This window comes from Streptomyces asiaticus (assembly GCF_018138715.1).
Taxonomy (GTDB): domain Bacteria; phylum Actinomycetota; class Actinomycetes; order Streptomycetales; family Streptomycetaceae; genus Streptomyces; species Streptomyces asiaticus.
Window position 1 is genome coordinate 7005088 of the sequence record NZ_JAGSHX010000006.1, and the last position, 19383, is coordinate 7024470.

Below are 19383 nucleotides of genomic sequence, written 5' to 3' on the forward strand. Positions count from 1 at the left end.
TAGCGGCGGCCTTACCGGCGGTTCTATGTTGCGGACATGCCGCACCTCCCCAATGCCGTGATGTGGTCGATACCGGCCTTTGCGCTGCTCACCGTCGTGGAGATGGTGAGCTACCGCTTCCACCCCGATGACGACGCCGAGGGCTACGCGGCGAAGGACGCCGCGACCAGTGTCGGTATGGGGCTCGGCAGCCTGGTCTTCGATCTGCTGTGGAAGATCCCGATTGTGGCGATCTATGCCGCCGTCTACGAACTCACCCCGCTGCGCGTCCCGGTGGTGTGGTGGACGCTGCCGCTGATGCTGCTCGCCCAGGACTTCTTCTACTACTGGTCGCACCGCGGGCACCACGTCATCCGCATCCTGTGGGCGTGCCATGTGGTGCACCACTCCAGCCGCAAGTTCAATCTCACCACCGCCCTGCGGCAGCCGTGGACCACCTGGACCGTCTGGCCGTTCTACGTGCCGATGGTCGCGCTCGGGGTGCATCCGGCGGCGGTGGCGTTCTGCTCGTCGGTGAACCTCGTCTACCAGTTCTGGATCCACACCGAGCGGATCGGCACCCTGCCGCGCCCCGTCGAGTTCGTCTTCAACACCCCCTCGCACCACCGCGTCCACCACGCCTCCCAAGGCGGCTACCTGGACCGCAACTTCGGGGGCATCCTCATCGTCTGGGACCGGCTCTTCGGGTCCTTCGTCCCGGAGACCGAGCGGCCCGTCTACGGCCTGACGAAGAACATCAACACCTACAACCCGCTGCGCGTGGCCACGCACGAGTACGTGGCCATCGCCCGCGACATCGCGGCGGCACGGGACTGGCGCGAGCGGGCGGGCCGGGTCTTCCGGGGGCCGGGCTGGCAGCCCGCGCAGGCCCCGGAGGCGGGTCTCCCGGAGACCGGTTCCCCGGAGACCGGTTCCCCGGAGGCCGGGCGGCCGGAGCCGGTCGGCGAGAGCGTGCGGTGACGGTAGCCGCCGGGCGCGCGACGACGGTCCTGCGGGCCCTCTTCGCGCTGCTGACCGCCGTTCACCTGGGCGCGCTGCTCGTGGACGCCACCACCGTCGTCCACCTCACCAAGCCCGCTCTGATGCCCGTGCTCGCCGTATGGGCGCTGGCGCGCGGCGGGCCGTGGCCGCTCCCGGCCGCGCTGCTGTGCGGCTGTGGGGGCGATGTGCTGCTCCAGATCGGCGGCGAGACCGCGTTCCTGGCCGGAATGGGGTGCTTCGCGGCCGGGCACCTCTGCTATCTGACGCTGTTCGCCCGCGCCGGGTGGCGGTGGCGCCGTACGGCGCCCTGGGCGGCCGCCGACTACGGGGCCGCGTGGCTGGGCACGGTGGCGCTGCTGTGGCCCGGCCTCGCGGCACATCTGCGGCTTCCCGTCGCGGGCTACAGCCTGCTGCTGACGGTCATGGCGCTGGCCGCGCTCGGGGCGGGTGTGTGGACCGGGCTCGGCGGCGCGCTGTTCATGCTCTCCGACACCCTGATCGCGGCCGGGCTCGCCGACTGGCCACGGCCGCCGGTGCCGCAGTTCTGGATCATGGCCACCTATATAGCCGCCCAGTGGCTGCTGACGGCGGGGGCGACGCGCGACGCGGTCCGGCCGCCCCGCGCCGGACCGGGTGCTCGTCAGCCCGTGACGGCCGTAAGGCTGTGACGCGCAGGGCTGTGACGGCGTAAGGCCGTGACACCCATCCGCCCCTGACACCCATCCGCCCGTGACGACCGTAAGGCCGTGACGACCGTAAGGCCGTGACGACCGTAAGGCCGTGACGACCGTAAGGCCGTGACGTTCGTCAGTCCGTGACCGGCAGCCGCCTGAGCCGGACCACGCGCAGCGGATCCGAGTGGCGGTCATGGCTCAGCTCCCAGTCCCGGGCGCGTGCCGCCTCGACCACATAGCCCGCGCCCACCCCGCGGTACTCGCGCACGGGGATGTCGTGCGGGCCCGGCGGCGGGGCCTTCTTCGCCTTCTGGGCGGCCAGTTCCTTGGCGGTCCAGGCCGCGATGCGCTTGTCGACCCGGGCCCGGTAGAAGGCCGCGTCGCCCTCGTGCCGCAGCTCCGGGAGCGTCACGCACCAGGCGGGCCACATCTTCACGCTGTCCCCGAACTTGTCGATCAGGCCGAGGAACCCCTTCTCGAACCCGGGGATCACCGTAAGGATCTCGGCCACGATCCCGAAGGCGATGAAGCCGAGGAAGATCACCACGATCAGCGCCCACCACAGCGGCAGCAGCAGCACGGTCAGCACGAACCGGATCAGCAGCGAGAAGGCCGGCCGCGGGGGCAGCGGTCCCCAGGAGTCGTCGTGATGCACGGGAACGGGGTCCTCTCGCGGCTTCATGGGAACACGTACGGGCCGCCGGGCGGCTGCTCCGCCCCGGCGGCCCGTGCATTGTGTCAGCCGGTCACTTCTCGACGGCGTCCAGGGCGTCCGCGAGCCCGGCGCCGTAGAAGCCGTTGTACCGCTTGCCGCCCTCGCACACCGCGTCGGCCGTGCCGTCGCCGTCGATGTCGTACGGCGTCGGGCAGGCCAGGTCATCGGCCTCGGCCTTGAGCAGCGCCTTCACCTGCCAGGGGGAGGCGTGCGGATGGGTGCTCTTGATGAGCGCCGCGACACCGGCCACATGCGGCGAGGCCATCGACGTGCCCGCCATGTAGCCGTACTGCCCGCCCGGCAGCGTGTTGTAGATCAGGCCGCTGGTGGCCGGGGGCTCGGGCTTCTGGTAGACGGTGCTGTCGCCGCCGGGGGCCGCGATGTCGATGATCCCCAGGCCGTAGTTGGAGAACGAGGACTTCAGCCCCTTGGCGCCGGTCGAGGCGACCGTGACGACGCCCGGCAGCTGGGTCGGGATGTCCAGGCAGACGCTCGGGTCCACCTCCCGGTCACCAGGGGTGGTGTCGTTGGGGCTGGAGGGGTCGGTGATGGTGTCCGAGGTCAGGTCGTAGTTCTCGTTGCCCGCCGCGGCCACATTGACCACGCCCCGGCGCTCGGCGTACGACGAGGCCCGGCGCACCGCCTCGACCAGGGCCTTCTGGTCCGGGTCCGTGGTGCAGTTGAAGTACCACGGGTCGGTGTAATAGCTGTTGTTGGTGACGTCCACGCCGTGCTCGGCGGCCCAGACGAAGCCGCAGACGACCGCCTCGGTGTAGAAGAACCCGGCCGTCGTGGACACCTTGATCCCGGAGACCTTGACGCCCGGGGCCACACCGGTGACGCCGATGCCGTTCTTCGCGGCGGCGATCTCGCCCGCCACATGCGTGCCGTGCGGGGACTCCTCGGCGCTCGGCCGCCAGGCGCCGTCGGCGGTGTCCGGCTTGCCCGTCACGCAGTTGACGGACGCCTTACGGTCGAAGTTCGGCGCCAGATCGGGGTGGGTGTCGTCCACACCGGTGTCGATGACCCCGACGGTGACCTTACGGCTGCCCAGGCTCTTCTCATGCGCCTTGTCCGCCTTGATCGCCGGCAGATCCCACTGCAACGGCTCCAGCGGGTCCTGCCCGGCCTTCGCCTTCGCCGCCACCGCCTGCCGCTGCTTCTCGCTCAGCAGCTTCGGTGTGTCGATGTCGTCGGTGGACTGGGCGGGCAGCGGGGCGGTGCGGGTGTTCCCGGCGGAAGTGACGCCGCGCACCTTACGGACGGTCTTGGCGAAGTCCGGGTTGGCGGAGTGGACGACGATGACGCCGATCCGGTCGTAGGACACGACGACCGTGCCGCCGGCCTGGGCGATGGCCTTGCGGATCCGGGACGGGTCCTGCCCCGGGCGGGTGTTGACGACATAGCTCAGGGACGGACCGTCGGCCGTGGCGGCCGCGGCGGCGTGGCCGTCCCGGCCGAGCGCGGTGGCGGTGGTGGGCAGGAAGGCCAGCGCGGTGGTGAGCGCCATGGCGGCGGGTATCGCGGCGGTGCGCAGCGGCAGGGAGGTGCGGCGCGGCGTCATGGGTACTCCGGTTCTCTCGACGGTTCTCTCGAGGTGGCTGAGGAGGCTCTGGGCGGGCGGACCGGGCTGGATCGTCAGCGTTCCGGACCGGGGGCGCGGACGCGCGCTCAGCGCGCCACTCGGGGGACGCGGAGCCCCCGGGCGCGGGCGGCGGTCCGGCGGGCCGCGTCAACGGCGGCGGTCCGGCCGGGGTCATCCGCACAAGCGAATGTGCGCGCCCTCGTGGCGCGGCTCCCGCGCGCCGCCTCGATGCCCCGGGACGCCGCGGAACCGGGGCAGAGGCGGCGGGGAGTGGTGAGGGGGTGGTACGAAGCCGACGGGCCGTCAAAAACCCGCCGTCCGGGTCTTGGAGGAGCCGATCTCAGATGAGCCATGGGGTCTCCACTTCATCCGTACGGGCCGCCCGAACGCCGTCCGCGGCTGGGCGGGTACATGACGAAGGAAGCTATCGCTGATCAAGGTCGGACATCAATGCATTCCGGAAGAAAACCCGCCACAGTACCCGGAGCCGATCCCTCCCCGGAATTCTTATCCGTCTTTCAATCAACCGGCCCCTGTCGTACGGGTCCGCGCCGCCCTACCATGCGTGATCTGGATCACTCGCCGCCGTATTCATCCCCGTCGTACCCACTCACCAGGAGAGACCGTGGATACCGCACCGGCCAACGATCGCCCCGACGATCAGCGGCAACTTGACCGTTCTGCCTACGCCGAGGTGCAAGCGAGCGCGGAGTTCGGCGAACTGCGCGGTGCCCACCGCTCGTTCGCCTTCCCGCTCACCATCGCGTTCGTCAGCTGGTACCTGCTCTACGTCCTGCTGTCCAACTACGCGGACGGCTTCATGGGCACCAAGGTCGTGGGCCACATCAACGTGGCCCTGGTGTTCGGACTGGCCCAGTTCCTGACCACCTTCCTCATCGCCTGGTGGTACTCCCGGCACGCCGCCGCCAAGCTGGACCCCCGCGCCCAGGCCATCAAGTCCCGTCTGGAGGAGCGCTCATGAGCCCCCATATGCTCGCGGCCGAGAGCGCCTCGGACAACCGGCCGCTGATCGTCACGCTCTTCGCGGTCTTCGTCGTGGCGACCCTGGTCATCACCATCTGGGCGGGCCGGCAGACCAAGAACGCCACCGACTTCTACGCCGGCGGCCGCCAGTTCACCGGCTTCCAGAACGGCCTGGCCATCTCCGGCGACTACATGTCCGCCGCGTCCTTCCTCGGCATCGCCGGTGCCATCGCGCTCTCCGGCTACGACGGCTTCCTGTACTCGATCGGCTTCCTCGTCGCCTGGCTGGTGGCCCTGCTGCTGGTCGCCGAGCCGCTGCGCAACTCCGGCCGCTACACGATGGGCGACGTGCTCGCCTACCGGATGCGCCAGCGCCCGGTGCGCACCGCCGCGGGCGTCTCCACCATCGTCGTCTCGATCTTCTACCTGCTGGCGCAGATGGCGGGTGCGGGGGTGCTGGTCTCCCTGCTGCTGGGCATCACCAGCGAGGCCGGGAAGATCCTCATCGTGGTCCTCGTCGGCGTCGTGATGATGCTCTACGTCACCATCGGCGGCATGAAGGGCACCACCTGGGTGCAGATGGTCAAGGCCGTGCTGCTGATCGCGGGCACGCTGCTGATCACCTTCCTGGTGCTGATGAAGTTCAACTTCAACATCTCCGACCTGCTGGGCGAGGCCGCCAAGAACAGCGGCATCGGAGAGTCGTTCCTGGAGCCGGGGCTGAAGTACGGGGTCAACGCCACCACCAAGCTGGACTTCATCTCGCTCGGTATCGCCCTGGTCCTGGGCACCGCGGGCCTGCCGCACATCCTCATCCGGTTCTACACCGTGCCCACCGCGCGGGCCGCCCGTAACTCGGTCAACTGGGCCATCGGCATCATCGGCCTCTTCTACCTGATGACCATCGCGCTGGGCTTCGGTGCCGCCGCGCTGCTCAAGCACGACGACATCATCGCCTCCAACAAGTCGGGCAACACTGCCGCCCCACTGCTCGCCGAGGAGATCGGCGGCGGACCGGACTCCACGGGCGGCGCCATCCTGCTCGCGGTGATCTCCGCGGTGGCGTTCGCGACGATCCTCGCCGTGGTCGCCGGGCTCACCCTCGCCTCCTCGTCGTCCTTCGCCCACGACCTGTACGCCAACGTCATCCGCAAGGGCAAGGCGACCCAGGAGGAGGAGATCTCGGCCGCGCGCTGGGCCACCGTCGGCATCGGCACCGTCGCCGTCGTCCTCGGGGTCTTCGCACGAGATCTCAACGTCGCCGGACTCGTGGCACTGGCCTTCGCGGTCGCCGCCTCCGCCAACCTGCCGACCATCCTCTACAGCCTGTTCTGGAAACGGTTCACCACCCAGGGCGCGCTGTGGTCCATCTACGGCGGACTGATCTCCTCGGTCTTCCTGGTGCTCTTCTCGCCCGTCGTCTCGGGCAAGGAGACCTCGATGTTCCCGGATGTGGACTTCCACTGGTTCCCGCTGGAGAACCCCGGACTGATCTCCATCCCGCTGGGCTTCCTGCTCGGCTGGCTGGGCACCGTCGTCTCCAAGGAGCAGCCCGACAAGGAGAAGTACGCCGAGCTGGAGGTGCGCTCGCTCACCGGACACGGAGCCCACTGAGCGGCCACTCCCACCGCGCGGCCCCTCCATGTCACACCCGTCACGTACGCTGCGAGAGAATTGAGCAGTGCACGCACGCCAACCGTGGAGGGGCCGCCACCATGTTGATCGACACCTATGGTCGCGTAGCTACCGACCTGCGTGTCTCCCTGACCGACCGCTGCAATCTGCGCTGCACCTACTGCATGCCGGAAGAAGGCCTCCAATGGCTCGCCAAACCGGATCTGCTCACCGACGACGAGATAGTCCGGCTGATCCGGATCGCCGTCACCGAGCTCGGGGTCACCGAGGTCCGCTTCACCGGCGGTGAGCCACTGCTGCGCCCCGGTCTGGTCGGCATCGTGGAGCGCTGCGCGGAGCTCGACCCGCGCCCCCGGATGTCGCTCACCACCAACGGCATCGGTTTGGAGCGCACCGCCCGGGCCCTGCGCGACGCGGGCCTGGACCGGGTCAATGTCTCGCTGGACACCCTGCGTCCGGAGGTGTTCCAGGCCATCACCCGGCGCAAGCGCCATGACGATGTGCTGCGCGGCCTCGACGCGGCGCACACCGCCGGGCTGACCCCGGTGAAGGTCAACGCCGTGCTGATGCCCGGGCTCAACGACGACGAGGCGCCCGAGCTGCTCGCCTGGGCCCTGGAAAACGGCTATGAGCTGCGCTTCATCGAGCAAATGCCGCTCGATGCGCAGCACGGCTGGAAGCGCGACGGCATGATCACCGCCGGGGACATCCTGGCCAGTCTGCGCACCCGCTTCGCCCTCACTGCCGAGGGCGAGGACGAGCGCGGCTCCGCGCCCGCCGAGCGCTGGCTGGTCGACGGCGGCCCGGCCCGGGTCGGCGTCATCGCCTCGGTCACCCGCCCGTTCTGCCGCGCCTGCGACCGCACCCGGCTGACCGCCGACGGGCAGGTGCGCACCTGCCTCTTCGCGCGCGAGGAGTCCGATCTGCGCGGAGCGCTGCGCTCCGGCGCCCCGGACGAGGAGATCGCCCGGCTGTGGCGGCTGGCGATGTGGGGCAAGAAGGCCGGGTCCGGGCTCGATGACCCGTCGTTCCTCCAGCCGGACCGGCCGATGTCGGCGATCGGGGGCTGATCACTCGTTTCGGGGGCTGATCACTCGTTCTCGGTGGCCGACCATTCCTCCAGCGGCACCACGTCCTTGAGGAAGCCCCGCACTCCGAGGAACTCCGAGAGATATTCGCGGTGTTCCTCGCAGGCGAGCCAGGTCTTGCGCCGCTCCGGGGTGTGGATCTTGGGGTTGTTCCAGGCCAGCACCCATACGGCGGGGGCACGGCAGCCCTTGGCGGAGCAGATCACGGTGTCGGTCTCGGCGGCGGTCTCGCGGGTGTTCACACCGCAGACTCTACGAAAAGCCCGCCGGACATGACGACGCCGGGCAGCCACGGGGGGAGCCGCCCGGCGTCGGTCCGTCGCTCCGACGGGGGATGCGGAGCGCGTACGCAGTATGTCACGAGGGATGGGGCCCGGTGCACCGGTACTGCACTATTGATCTGAGGTTTTCTTGAGCTTGCGGGAACGTGGCAGGTCAGCCACGTTCACCGCGTCCAGGCTCGCTGATATGTCCGACGTCCTCCGGGACCGATTCCGCCCCCTGGGGGTCGCTCGGCTCCTCCCCGCGCCCGGCGATCAGCATCGGACGGGGCGGGGTCGGGATGAAGGTGGTGGGCAGCGAAGTGGCGTTCTCCCGGCCCGCGTTGGCTATCACGACCGCGATGTAGGGCAGCACCGCGCCGAGCACCAGGGCCACGATCGCCACATGGCGCTCCACGTTCCACAACACCGCCGCCAGCACGACCGCGATGGTCCGGACCGACATCGAGATCACATAGCGGCGCTGCCGGCCGCGTACGTCGTCGGCCAGCCCCTGCCGCGCTCCGGTGATCCGGAAGACCTCCGCGTCGCCGTGCTTCCGCATCACGTTCCACCACCTGATCGCCGAGCGGGCTACCCCCGCTCTGGGACGTACTCAACGTTACGCCGCGCCTGCTGTCGGTTCGAGACCGGGGCACCCTGATGGGTGCCTTCTCCGGCTACGCCGACGTGCGTATCGGCCCTCCGGCGTGCGCCGTACTCGGAGTGGCCGAACACTGGAAGGGATCTGCATCCCCTCGCCGCGTGTCAGGGAGGCGACATGAACTGGCTATGGGCGATCGTCGTGGGCCTGATCCTGGGTGTGATCGCCAGGGCGATCCTGCCCGGCAAACAGGCCATTCCGCTCTGGTTGACCTGCGTCTACGGCATCCTCGGCGGCATCCTGGGCAATGCGGTGGCCGGCTGGATCGGGGTCAGGCACACCGAGGGCTTCGACTGGATCCGGCATCTGCTCCAGCTGGCGGGGGCCGTGCTGATCGTCGCGCTGGGCACTCCGCTGTGGCACTCGATCCGCGGTGGCGGACGCAGACGTAGTACGACCTGAGGGGCGCGACGGCGGTGTGACCCGGTGCGCGACGGCAGTGGCCGGTGCGCGACGGTCGCGGCCGGTGCGCATGGTGGACGCGCACCGGCCGCCGCTCCCTCGCGGTTGGGGGCCCGGTGGTGGGGCTCCCGTCGTGGGCCGGGCGGACTACACCCCGCGCACCTGGGCGATCTTCCGCCCGGCCTTGAGGTAGACCGCGTCGGAGGCCCCGGTGAGCCCGGCAGACGCCAGCGTCTCCGCGACCACCTCGGCCAGCGGGCGCACCGCCTGGGCCTCGGGCAGCACCACCGACTCCTGGCCGCCCTCGGTCTCGATCACCAGCCGCAGACCGTTCTGCTTGGCCACCCGGCGGGCGGCCGAGGCGCTGGGCTGGAATTCCAGCACCTTGCTCAGCACGGTCGCGATGGACTCGGTGCCGTGCTCCCCGGCGTCGACCACCGGCGTCTCGACGTCGGTGAAGCTCTTCCTGGAGAACTGGGCGACGAAGCCCGCACGGGCCGGCATCGCCTTCTCGAGGCCGTACAGCGCCGCCACCACCTCGCCCGCCAGGACCTTCTTCAGATCCATCGGGTGCAGCGACCGCTCCTCGACCCGGGCGATCGCGGCGGTGATCTCCGCGTCCGTCCACTCGGTCCATGCCTCCAGGTACGGCTTCATCAGCCGGTCCGGAATCGACATGATCTTGCCGAAGACATCCTCGGCGGTCGCGGAGAGCGCCACATAGTTGCCCTTGGACTTGGACATCTTGGCGCCGGTGCCGTCCGTGCCCTCGATCAGCGGCATCGTGACCACCAGCTGCGGCCGCTGACCGCGCAGCTCCATCAGCTTGCGGCCCATCTGGAGATTGAGCAGCTGATCCGCGCCGCCCAGCTCCACATCGCACTCCAGGGCCACCGAGTCGAGGGCCTGCGCGATCGGGTACAGCAGCTCGGACATGGTCAGCCCGGAGCCTGCGGCCAGCCGGTTGCGGAAGTCCTCGCGCTGCAACAGCTGGGAGACCGGCACCTGGGCGAGCAGCCCCAGCAGCTCCGGGAAGGTGTACGGCGCCAGCCACTCGCTGTTCTGCCGGAAGTTGACCTTCTCGAAGTCGAAGAACGGCCGGACCTGGTCCTGGTAGCCCGCGAGGTTCCGGGCGATGTCGTCGTCGGTCAGCGGCGGGCGCTCCGCCGTACGGCCCGACGGGTCGCCGATCTTGGCCGTGAAGTCGCCGATCAGCAGCGTGACGTCATGCCCCATGCGCTGGAAGCGGTTGAGGATGATCATCGGCACCACATGGCCGAGGTGCACATCGGCGGCCGTGGGGTCGATGCCCAGCTTGATGGCCAGACCCTGGCCGGCGCCGCGGCGCTCCTCGATCCGCTTGGCCAGCTCCGCCACGCCGGGCAGGATCTCGACCGTACGGGACGCGATCAGCTCGGCCTGCTCCGTCGGCGAGAGGTCCGTCAGGTCGATATAGCGCCGCGAGCCCGTCTCCTCGAGCAGCCGCTCGACGGTCTTGTCGGAGGAGAGGTCCTGGCTGAGGAGCTCGCTGGCGCGGGCGACGGATTCGCCGAGGCGTGTCATGGCGTTCCTGGTGATAGACGAATCGGATATGGAATGGATCGGATCGGGCGTGGACCAGTCTATTCGGCTCCTCACACCCCCTTGCTGACCGAGCTCATATTGAAGTCCGGGATGCGCAGCGGCGGCACCGCGGCGCGGTTGAAGTAGTCGCTCCACTCCCGCGCCAGCGTCCGCTCGGTGCGGCCCGCCTCGGTGGCGCGGGCGAGCAGATCCACCGGTGACTCGTTGAACCGGAAGTTGTTCACCTCGCCGACCACCTCGCCGTTCTCCACGAGATAGACACCGTCCCTGGTCAGCCCGGTGAGCAGCAGCGTGGCCGGGTCGACCTCGCGGATGTACCACAGGCAGGTCAGCAGCAGCCCCCGCTCGGTCGAGGCGACCATCTCCTCCAGCGAGCGGGTGCCGCCCGCGTCCGCGATGAGGTTGTCGACCGCGGGGGCGAGGGGCAGCCCGGTGAGGGCGGCGGTGTGCCGGGTGGTGATCAGCTGCTGGAGCACCCCGTCGCGGATCCAGTCGGTGGCGGACAGCGGCAGCCCGTTGTCGAAGACCGAGGCGTCGTCCCCGGACGAGTGCGCGATCACGAACGGCGCCGCCTCAAGCCCCGGCTCGGCCGGGTCGCTGCGCAGCGTGAAGGGCAGCTCGGACAGCTTCTCGCCGATCCGGGTGCCACCGCCCGGCTTGCTGAAGACCGTACGGCCCTCCACCGCGTCCCGCGCCGAGGACGACCACAGCTGGTCGATCAGCAGATCGGCCACGGCGCTCGGCGGCAGCAGCGTCTCGTAGCGGCCGGCCGGCAGCTCGACCCTGCGCTCGGCCCAGGCGAGCCGCTGGGCCAGCTCGGCGTCGATCGCGGCCGGGTTGACATCGGTGAAGTCGCGGGTGGCCCGCCCGGTCCAGGCCGAACGCGCCCGGTCCGGGGACTTGGCGTTGACCTCGAGCGTGCCGGTGGGCTGGTCATGGCGCAGCCGCAGCCCGGTGGAGGTGCCGAGATAGCTGGAGACCAGCTCGTGGTGGGCGAATCCGTACAGCTCCCGGCCGCCCGCGCGGGCGGCCGCGAAGGACTCGCCGAGGACGGGGGCGAAGTCGGCGAACACCTCGGAGGAGGTCACGGCGGGGGAGTCGGTGAAGCCGGGCGAGACGGACGCCCCCGGACCGGCCGCCACCAGGGGCTGGGCGTCCTCGGCCGGCTCCGCCTCCCGCGCGGCCGCCTCGGCGGCCCGGACCAGCGGCTCCAGCTCCTCGGCGGTGACCGCGGACCGGGACACCACGCCCGAGGCGGTGCCCCGGGCGCCGTTCACCGTGGCCACGACGGTGAGGGTGCGGCCGCGGGTGACGCCGTTGGTCGTCAGGGCGTTGCCCGCCCAGCGCAGATTGGCCGTCGAGGTCTCGTTGGCGATCACCACACAGCCGTCCGCGCGGGACAGCTTCAGGGCGCGCTCGACGATCTCATGGGGCTGCACGCTCATCGTCCGGCCTCCTGGGTGGTGTTGAGGATGTTGACGCCGCGGAACAGCGCCGACGGGCAGCCGTGCGAGACCGACGCGATCTGCCCGGGCTGGGCCTTGCCGCAGTTGAAGGCGCCGCCCAGGACGTAGGTCTGCGGGCCGCCCACGGCCGTCATCGAACCCCAGAAGTCGGTGGTGGTGGCCTGGTAGGCGAAGTCGCGCACCTGCCCCGCGAGCGCGCCGTTTCTGATGCGATACGCCCTCTGCGCCGTGAACTGGAAGTTGTACCGCTGCATATCGATCGACCAGGAGCGGTCGCCGACCAGATACAGACCGTTCTCGACGTCCCCGATCAGCTCCTGAGTCGAGGGGCCGCCGGGGGCGGGCTGGAGCGATACGTTCGCCATCCGCTGCACCGGCACATGGCCGGGCGAGTCGGCGAAGGCGCAGCCGTTCGACCGCTCGAAACCGGTCAGCCGGGCGATCCTGCGGTCCAGCTGATAGCCGACGAGCGTGCCGTCCTTCACCAGGTCCCAGGACTGGGCGGCTACGCCCTCGTCGTCGTAGCCGATGGTGGCCAGCCCGTGCTCGGCGGTCCGGTCCCCGGTCACATTCATGACCTCGGAGCCGTACTTCAGCTTTCCGAGCTGGTCGAACGTGGCGAAGGAAGTGCCCGCGTACGCCGCCTCGTAGCCGAGCGCGCGGTCCAGCTCGGTGGCGTGGCCGATCGACTCATGGATGGTCAGCCACAGATTGGACGGGTCCACCACCAGGTCGTACGACCCGGACTCGACGGACGGCGCGCGCATCTTCTCGGCGAGCAGCTCCGGGATCTCCGCCAGCTCCGCATCCCAGTCCCAGCCGCCCGCGCCGGGCCCGCCGGTCAGATACTCCCAGCCGCGCCCGACCGGCGGGGCCAGGGTGCGCATCGAGTCGAACTCCCCGCTCGCCGGGTCCACGGCCACGGCCGTCAGCTGCGGATGCAGCCGCACCCGCTGCTGGGTGGTCGTGCTGCCCGCCGTGTCCGCGTAGAACTTGTTCTCCTGCACGGTCAGCAGCGACGCGTCCGCGTGCGCGACCCCATCGGCGGCGAGCAGCCGCCGGCTCCACTCGGCGAGCAGTCCGGTCTTGTCGGAGTCGGCCACGTCGAACGGGTTGACCTCATACGACGAAACCCAGGTCTTGTCGGCATGCACCGGCTCGTCCGCCAACTCCACCCGCTCATCGGACCCCGCCGCCTCGATCACCTTGGCCGACAGCTTCGCCATCGCCACGGCCTGCGAGGCCACCCGCGCGGCGGCGTCCATGCTCAGATCCACCCCTGAGGCGAACCCCCACGCCCCGCCGTGCACCACCCGTACGGCATACCCCAGGTCGGTGATGTCGGAGGCCCCGGACGGCTTGCCATCCCGCAACCGCCAGGCGGCACTCCGCACCCGCTCCAACCGGAAGTCGGCATGCGCGACCCCAAGCGCGCGGGCGCGGGCGAGCGCCGCGTCGGCGAGCGCCCGCAGGGGCAGCGTGAGGAAGGACGGATCGATCTCGTGCGTCACGGGCGGCTCCTCTTCGTCGCGTACGTGGCGTGGTGCCCGTCGGCAGTGAACCATGCTGATGCGAGGTGGGGCGCGGTAATTTTCCGTGGGAGCGGGGCTTGAGAAGCGATCGGCAACTCGATTTTACAGTTCGATAGGTCGATAAGCGAGTGCTTTATCAACGACCTCTTCTGCGGTGAGCGGTGGGTCCGAATAGTAAATCAGACCCAGTACGCGAGGATGTGGGACGTTCCTCTCAAGGAGGGTGACGAGACTGTCGTGCTCGCTTTCTGTGCCCTCTCCGGCCATGATTCTCTCGACCAGATCGATCAGTTCGTCTCGTGTCATTCCGCCTCCTCCTTGGGGGCTGACAGATAATCCAACTAGCCCTGGTGATATCCAGGGTCCAGTACTTCCCTATGGTACTGTGGTGTGGTCACAATGATGTTATCAAGGTCGTACACGCCACCGCCGCGCTGAATAGGAGTCGCATGGTGGAGGACGTACCGCTTATTTCCCCCGACGCTCTGATCGTCTGCCACAAACGGCGCCTTCCCTTGCGACATGAGTGTCTGGTTCGAAGGGCTGAACTGCGAAGCTAGCGAAGGATCCTTGGACACCTCGGTCCAGAATGCCTCGCGGAATTTATCGAAGCTGTCGAAGTGCCTTCCGTGAAGGGCGTGAGCGACTTGGCCGGGTATCCTTCCGGCGTTTCCTGAACTTCCGCGGAGCCAATCGCCGTCAACGTCTCTGAGGCGCGAGCCTCCTGTTACGGCACCTGGACTGTTCCTGAGCTCAGTTGCTGTCTTCGAAGATCCAAAGCATCCTTGTAACCCAAGCGGGTCCAGCCACTCAACAGGATTGATGACATAAAGATGATGGTGGGGTGCGGGTTCGAGACCCAGAGGGTCGGGAGTGAGGTAGAGGGCGGTTTCCGGGTCGTAGTGGCGGAAGTAGTTGTAGTGGAGGCCGGTTTCCGGGTCGGCGTATTGGCCGGGGAAGCGGAGGGGGCAGTCGGCTGAGCCGGGTGGGGCGGGGAGGGGGGTGCCCCAGAGGGTGGTGCGGTGTTGCCAGGCGAGGGTGCCGTCGGGGGTGACCAGTTCCGTGGGGGTGCCGACCAGGTCGGTGATGACGGCGTGGAAGCGGGTCTCGGATTCCTGGTGCTCGGTTTGGGCCAGGGGGCGGTGGGTGCCCGGGGTGTAGTCCCACGTCAGCGTTGTGCCGTCGGCCGCCGTCTGCTCGGCCAGGCGGGTGCCGTCCCAGGTGAAGTCGATACGGTCGGTGGCCGTGCCGTCCTTCGCGACGCGTTGTTTCGCGATGCGGCGGCCCAACGGGTCGTAGGTGTAGTGCCAGTGGTCGCCGTCCGGGGCTGTCGCGTCCGTCAGGCGGTCCTCGGGGCTCCAGGTGTAGGTCCAGGTGCGGGTCTGGCCGTTCAGCAGTTTGCGGGTGCGGCGGGTCAGGCGGCCCTGGGCGTCGTGTTCGTACGTCGTGCGGCCCGCGCGGTGGATCAGCGTGCCGGTGAACTCCCGGTCGCCGGGCGACTCGTGGCCCGGGGCCGTGGCGTGCGTCAGGTTGCCCGCCGCGTCGTAGGCGTAGGTCTCGGTCCAGCCGTGCGCGTGGACCGCCGTCACGCGGCCGACCGGGTCGAGGTCGAAGCGGCGGGTGCCGGACGTCAGCTCGCGGATCTCGGTGAGGTGGTCGTCCGGGCGGTAGGTGTACGCCCGGTGTTGGATCAGGGCGTTGGCCGGGCCGGTGACGGTCTGGCCCGTCATGCGGTCCTGGGCGTCCCACGCCTGCGTCAGGGTCACATCGTCGCCGAACGTCCGCGTCGTCTCGCGGCCCGCCGCGTCGTACGCGAAGTGCAGGGAGTTGTCCGCCGTGGTGAGGGACAGCGGGCGGCCGGCCGCGTCGTACGTCCACGCCGACCGCAGGCCGCTCGGGGTGATCCGCTCGGTGCGGTTGCCCGCCGCGTCGTACGCGTACGACGTCGTACGACCGCCCACCGTCTCCGACAGGACCCGGCCCCGCGCGTCATACGTACGGCTCAGCTCCGTGTCCGGGCTCGCCGCCCGCGTCAGGCGGCTCGCGGCGTCGTACGCGAACGTCGTCTCCGTACCGTCCGCCGTGCGCGTGGCGACCGTGCGGCCCAGCGCGTCACGCGTGTAGGCCAGCGCTTCGCCCGCGCCGTTCTCCCGGGATATCAGGCGGCCCGCCGCATCGTGCTGGTAGCTGAGCGTGCGGCCGTTGAAGTCAGTCTCGGAGACGACCTGCCCCGCCCCGTCGTACGCGTACGTCCACGTCCGGCCCTGCGGGTTCGTCACCGTCGTCAGGCGCAACTCGGTGTCGTAACTGAAGGCGTACGTCGCGCCGTCCGGGTCCGTCCGTGTCGCCGGGAGGTCGAAGTGGGTGTGGGTGTGGCGGGTGGTGTTGCCCGCCGGGTCGGTGTGTTCGAGGAGGTTGCCCTCGGCGTCCCAGGCCCAGGTCTCGCGGCTGCCGTCCGGCCGGGTGCGCCAGGCGGGCTTGCCCTCGATGGTCCAGCCTTGGCGGGTGACATGGCCCAAGGGGTCGGTGACGCGCGTGATGCGGCCATGGGTGCCCCGGCGGACCGTGGTCGTGTGGCCCGACGCGTCGGTGACCTCCACCGGCAGGCCCGCCGCGTTGCACACCACGGTCACCGTGTGGCCCAGCGCGTCCGTGACCGAGGTCAGGTTCCCCGACTCGTCGTACGTGTAGTGCGTCTCCGCGCCCATCGGGTCCGTCGTCCGGACGCGGTTGCCCCGGTCGTCATAGGCGTGGCGCCACACCGCGCCGTCCGGCTCCCGGACCTCCAGCGGCCGGCCGTACGCGTCGTACGTGGCCGTGGCCACCGTGCCGTCCGGGCGGTCGACGCGTATCAGGTTGCCGGAGTCGTCGTACGCATAGCGCGTGGTGTGGCCCAGCGGGTCCGTCACCGACAGCGGCAGGCGGCGCGTCCCCGGGTCCCACTCGGTGCGGGTGGTGTGGCCCAGGGCATCGGTGCGGGCCACCGCCCGGTACGCCTCGTCGAAGACATACGTGATGCGGTGGCCGAGCGAGTCGGTGTAGACGGTGGTGCGGGACGCCTCGTCGTAGTGGAAGCGGCCGGTCATCATGTCGTCCGAGCCGATGGTGCGCAGCACCCGGCCCCGGTGGTCATAGACGTACCCGAAGCCGGTGCCGTTGCGGTCGGTCCATGATGTGACGCGGTGCTGGTCGTCGTAGGTGAACCGCATCGGCTCGTCGGCCGAGTTGAAGACCTGGGTCAGGTCGCCCGCGTCGTTGTAGCCGAAGGCGACCAGCGGGGTGCCCTCCTCGGCGTCACCCACGCCCAGCAGCCGCAGCCCCGTGACGCGCATCAGCTCCGGGTCGGTGTCGATCGCGATGCGGTACCCGCCGGAGTGCACCACCTCGCGCGGGGCGCCGTCCTCCCCATAAGCGAAGGTGATCGACCGACCGTTGCGGTCCTCGATCACCGTCAGGGGGAGCTCGTTGCCCACCAGCGGGTCGAAGCACAGCGTGTGGCCCCGCTCGGGAATCTCGATCCGCATCGTGCCGCCCGCCGCGCCGTCCCAGCGCAGCGGCCAGCGCGGGCCCCGCGCCGGATAGGTGTCCTCCCCGGGCGTCGGCACCCCGTAGCGCAGCACCATCCCGTCGGCCGTGACGAACACGATCCCGTCCGCGTCCAGCTCCAGCCGCTGGTCGAGCGTGGCCGCCCAGGTGCGGCCGAACCAGCCGCCGCAGGTGTGCCCGGAGACGAAGGTGCGCTCCAGGACCAGGGGGAGCGCCCCGGGCAGGGACACATCCGTGGCCGGCATGACCATCTCGCCGGTCGCGACGTCGACGGGGTCGTCCTCGCAGTCCCTGTCGTGGGTGTGGCGGTCGTGGGTGCCCTCGCTGTCCGCCCGGCCGGACGCCTCGCCGTCCCGGCCCAGGACCTTCTTACGGGCCGCCAGCCGCTGGGCGGCGGTCCTGCCCGTCTGGAGCTCCTTCCGGAGCGCGCTCGCGCCGCCCGTGGCCAGGGCGAGCAGCAGCGACGGGGTGATCTCGCCCGCCGCGCGCAGCGGGTCCTTGGACCACATGTCCCAGTTCGTGACCGCCTTCGCGAACTCCTTGGGGTGCTGGGCCGCGTACGCCGCGCCGTCCACCATGCCGGCCAGCTGCATCGCGAAGCCCTGGGCGTCGCCCTTGAGGAGCGAGGCGGGGAGCTCCGCCACGCCCAGGATGCCGTAGTGGACCTTCCACAGCCCGTCCTTGAGGCCGTCCCCGACCTTCTGCCAGTTGCTCGGCTTGTTCGGGGCCTTCTCCGCCGCCTTGTCGATCTTCTTCTTCGACGCGTCGACGACCAGCTGCAACTCCTCGATCAGCTTGTCCAGCCGACCGACGCACCCCTCCATCGCGGCGATGCCCGGATCGGTCTCCGAAGGCTTCTCCGGCAACTGCTCGTCGCCGCGCGTCACCGCGTCGTTGTACGACTCGACCTTCTTGCCGTGCGCCTTGGACGCCGCCCGCGCCGCGTCCGCGTCCTCGATGATCGGCTCACACCGCTTCTGCACCGACCGCAGCTTGGTGGCGTACGCCGCCAGCGCGCTCGCCGCATGGGTGAACTGATCATGGCCCGAGGTCAGCTCCTTCGGCAGCCGGTCGACCGACTTCCGGAACTCGCTCGCGCCCTTGCCCGACCAGTCCGCCAGCTCCAGCGGCCGCAGCTTGTCCTTGCCGTCCTGGAAGGCGCCCGCGTACGCGCGCAGCTCGAGCACCAGGTCGTCGATGTCGTCCGGGTTGCCGGGGATCAGATCCTTGGGCTTGGCGCCTTCCGGAATCCGTATCTGCGGGGCCCGCCCCGCGTCCGGATCGCCCATCAGGACTCGTCCCCGTACTCGCTCTGGAGCTTGCGCGCGAACTTCGACAACGCCGTGTCCTCCGGGCGCTTCTCCATCTCGGGCGCGCCCACATGCTCCCAGGACCATGTGCCCGCCGCGCCCGAGGGGAGCTTGGCCATGTTCTCGTCCGAGGGCCAGAAGTCCTTGATCCGCATCAGATCCGCCAGCATGTACCCGGCTATCGCCTCGTACAGCCGCTCCACCACCGCGTCCGCATGGTCGGCCAGCTCGCCCATGCCGAAGCCCCACTCCTTGAGGAACGCCTTGCCCGATTCCAGGAGTTCGGGAGCGCCGCAGTGCTGGAGATAGGCCGTCAGCTTCTCCTGGCCGTTCTTCACGGCCCGGGCCCCGACGACCGACTCCTCCAGCGGGGCGATCAGGCCCTTCACCGAAGCGATCTCGATCTTGTAGCCGTCGGCACCCTCGTTGCCGCCGTACTTGCCGTGTTCGCCGCCCTCGCTGGGGGCGCGGTTCATATTCCGGGCATCAGGATCCGCCACGCTCAGCCCCCTCCTCGCGGGCGTCTGCTTGCCGGCCGTCTGCTCCCTGGCCTTCCGCTTCCTGGCCGTCTGCTTCCCGGCCGTCCGCGTCGCACAGCGTCCGCGCGTCCAGGAGGAAGGGGCGCTCGCCCAGCGGATCCACCAGCGCCCGTACGCCCTCGGGCAACAGGCCCACCAGGTCCTCGACGGTCGTGGACGCCCATCCGCACGCCCCCGCGAAGCGCGCGAGCCCCTCGACCGAGGTGAAGACCGGCACGAGCGGGCCGTCCTCGGCGGTCTCCGAGACCAGGAAGCCCGGCTCCTCCGGACGCTGGAAGTACAGCCGCGCCTTCCGCAGCGCCGCCCACTTCTCCGGCTCCGACATCCGGGCGGCGGTCTCCTGGCGGATGAGGTCCGCCAGCGTCGTTCTACCAGCCTGACCAGGCGGTCTGCTGTCCCCTCCCCCAAACATGCGAGC

At 69.9% G+C, this 19383-nt stretch carries 17 protein-coding genes; 6 read left to right on the top strand and 11 right to left on the bottom strand.

The window, feature by feature from the left end; translation table 11 throughout:
- Positions 1 to 36: 36 nt before the first annotated feature.
- Together KHP12_RS37725 and KHP12_RS37730 are read left to right on the top strand one after the other, a co-directional pair.
- A complete protein-coding gene (locus tag KHP12_RS37725) occupies positions 37 to 960 on the top strand; it encodes a sterol desaturase family protein (protein WP_211834165.1) in 924 nt (307 codons plus the stop codon).
- On the top strand, positions 957 to 1649 hold the full coding sequence (locus KHP12_RS37730) for a lysoplasmalogenase (protein ID WP_308036146.1): 693 nt from the start codon (positions 957 to 959) through the stop codon (positions 1647 to 1649). Before KHP12_RS37725 ends, KHP12_RS37730 begins: the two co-directional genes overlap by 4 nt.
- A gap of 139 nt (positions 1650 to 1788) precedes the next feature.
- Here KHP12_RS37730 and KHP12_RS37735 read toward each other — a convergent pair whose 3' ends face one another.
- Positions 1789 to 2310 carry a hypothetical protein gene (locus KHP12_RS37735; protein ID WP_086884905.1) on the bottom strand — a complete coding sequence of 174 codons (522 nt, stop codon included), beginning with the start codon at positions 2308 to 2310 and terminating at the stop codon, positions 1789 to 1791.
- A gap of 91 nt (positions 2311 to 2401) precedes the next feature.
- Entirely contained in the window at positions 2402 to 3934 is a 1533-nt protein-coding gene (locus tag KHP12_RS37740; protein ID WP_138911267.1) for a S8 family peptidase, read from the bottom strand.
- Positions 3935 to 4580: 646 nt separating this feature from the next.
- On the opposite strand from KHP12_RS37740, the gene KHP12_RS37745 reads away from it, so the two are divergent.
- From KHP12_RS37745 to moaA, 3 genes are all read left to right on the top strand, one after another.
- The gene (locus KHP12_RS37745; protein ID WP_051572843.1) at positions 4581 to 4937 is read left to right on the top strand and encodes a DUF485 domain-containing protein; all 357 of its coding nucleotides are present in this window, start codon (positions 4581 to 4583) and stop codon (positions 4935 to 4937) included.
- Complete coding sequence (locus KHP12_RS37750) at positions 4934 to 6553, top strand: monocarboxylic acid transporter (protein ID WP_211834166.1); 1620 nt, start codon at positions 4934 to 4936, stop codon at positions 6551 to 6553. The genes KHP12_RS37745 and KHP12_RS37750 overlap by 4 nt, the downstream gene beginning before the upstream one ends.
- Positions 6554 to 6654: 101 nt before the next feature.
- A complete protein-coding gene (gene moaA / locus KHP12_RS37755; protein ID WP_086884902.1) occupies positions 6655 to 7644 on the top strand; it encodes a GTP 3',8-cyclase MoaA in 990 nt (329 codons plus the stop codon).
- Between the two features lie 20 nt (positions 7645 to 7664).
- On the opposite strand, the gene KHP12_RS37760 is transcribed toward moaA, so the two are convergent.
- A complete protein-coding gene (locus KHP12_RS37760) occupies positions 7665 to 7904 on the bottom strand; it encodes a hypothetical protein (RefSeq protein WP_211834168.1) in 240 nt (79 codons plus the stop codon).
- 193 nt (positions 7905 to 8097) lie between these two features.
- A complete protein-coding gene (locus KHP12_RS37765; RefSeq protein WP_086884900.1) occupies positions 8098 to 8487 on the bottom strand; it encodes a DUF3099 domain-containing protein in 390 nt (129 codons plus the stop codon).
- A 216-nt stretch (positions 8488 to 8703) separates the two neighbouring features.
- On the opposite strand from KHP12_RS37765, the gene KHP12_RS37770 reads away from it, so the two are divergent.
- Positions 8704 to 8988 (top strand): GlsB/YeaQ/YmgE family stress response membrane protein, encoded by a 285-nt coding sequence (locus KHP12_RS37770; protein ID WP_086884899.1) that lies wholly within the window; start codon positions 8704 to 8706, stop codon positions 8986 to 8988.
- A 147-nt stretch (positions 8989 to 9135) separates the two neighbouring features.
- Here the strand turns inward: KHP12_RS37770 and tyrS are convergent, their stop codons facing one another.
- The 7 genes from tyrS to KHP12_RS37805 all read right to left on the bottom strand — a co-directional run bounded on the left by tyrS (position 9136) and on the right by KHP12_RS37805 (position 19290).
- Complete coding sequence (tyrS, locus tag KHP12_RS37775) at positions 9136 to 10551, bottom strand: tyrosine--tRNA ligase (RefSeq protein WP_211834173.1); 1416 nt, start codon at positions 10549 to 10551, stop codon at positions 9136 to 9138.
- A gap of 71 nt (positions 10552 to 10622) precedes the next feature.
- A complete protein-coding gene (locus KHP12_RS37780) occupies positions 10623 to 12017 on the bottom strand; it encodes a metallopeptidase TldD-related protein (RefSeq protein ID WP_211834174.1) in 1395 nt (464 codons plus the stop codon).
- The gene (locus KHP12_RS37785) at positions 12014 to 13549 is read right to left on the bottom strand and encodes a TldD/PmbA family protein (RefSeq protein WP_086884896.1); all 1536 of its coding nucleotides are present in this window, start codon (positions 13547 to 13549) and stop codon (positions 12014 to 12016) included. The genes KHP12_RS37780 and KHP12_RS37785 overlap by 4 nt, the downstream gene beginning before the upstream one ends.
- Before the next feature lie 123 nt (positions 13550 to 13672).
- Positions 13673 to 13876 (bottom strand): bacteriocin immunity protein, encoded by a 204-nt coding sequence (locus tag KHP12_RS37790; RefSeq protein ID WP_086884895.1) that lies wholly within the window; start codon positions 13874 to 13876, stop codon positions 13673 to 13675.
- Between the two features lie 35 nt (positions 13877 to 13911).
- Positions 13912 to 18405 carry a pyocin-S2/colicin E7-DNase domain-containing protein gene (locus tag KHP12_RS37795; RefSeq protein WP_246648804.1) on the bottom strand — a complete coding sequence of 1498 codons (4494 nt, stop codon included), beginning with the start codon at positions 18403 to 18405 and terminating at the stop codon, positions 13912 to 13914.
- Positions 18405 to 18926, bottom strand: coding sequence for a hypothetical protein (locus KHP12_RS37800; protein WP_211834176.1), 522 nt, complete (start codon positions 18924 to 18926; stop codon positions 18405 to 18407). Before KHP12_RS37800 ends, KHP12_RS37795 begins: the two co-directional genes overlap by 1 nt.
- On the bottom strand, positions 18913 to 19290 hold the full coding sequence (locus tag KHP12_RS37805; RefSeq protein WP_244202986.1) for an SseB family protein: 378 nt from the start codon (positions 19288 to 19290) through the stop codon (positions 18913 to 18915). The genes KHP12_RS37800 and KHP12_RS37805 overlap by 14 nt, the downstream gene beginning before the upstream one ends.
- Between the last annotated feature and the right edge of the window lie 93 nt (positions 19291 to 19383).

Coding starts and splice junctions, on each gene's coding strand:
- KHP12_RS37805 (WP_244202986.1), bottom strand. CDS start 19,290: ATGTCGGAGCCGGAGAAGTGGGCGGCGCTGCGGAAGGCGCGGCTGTAC.
- KHP12_RS37790 (WP_086884895.1), bottom strand. CDS start 13,876: ATGACACGAGACGAACTGATCGATCTGGTCGAGAGAATCATGGCCGGA.
- KHP12_RS37795 (WP_246648804.1), bottom strand. CDS start 18,405: ATGGGCGATCCGGACGCGGGGCGGGCCCCGCAGATACGGATTCCGGAA.
- tyrS (WP_211834173.1), bottom strand. CDS start 10,551: ATGACACGCCTCGGCGAATCCGTCGCCCGCGCCAGCGAGCTCCTCAGC.
- KHP12_RS37740 (WP_138911267.1), bottom strand. CDS start 3,934: ATGACGCCGCGCCGCACCTCCCTGCCGCTGCGCACCGCCGCGATACCC.
- moaA (WP_086884902.1), top strand. CDS start 6,655: ATGTTGATCGACACCTATGGTCGCGTAGCTACCGACCTGCGTGTCTCC.
- KHP12_RS37750 (WP_211834166.1), top strand. CDS start 4,934: ATGAGCCCCCATATGCTCGCGGCCGAGAGCGCCTCGGACAACCGGCCG.
- KHP12_RS37770 (WP_086884899.1), top strand. CDS start 8,704: ATGAACTGGCTATGGGCGATCGTCGTGGGCCTGATCCTGGGTGTGATC.
- KHP12_RS37780 (WP_211834174.1), bottom strand. CDS start 12,017: ATGAGCGTGCAGCCCCATGAGATCGTCGAGCGCGCCCTGAAGCTGTCC.
- KHP12_RS37725 (WP_211834165.1), top strand. CDS start 37: ATGCCGCACCTCCCCAATGCCGTGATGTGGTCGATACCGGCCTTTGCG.
- KHP12_RS37765 (WP_086884900.1), bottom strand. CDS start 8,487: ATGCGGAAGCACGGCGACGCGGAGGTCTTCCGGATCACCGGAGCGCGG.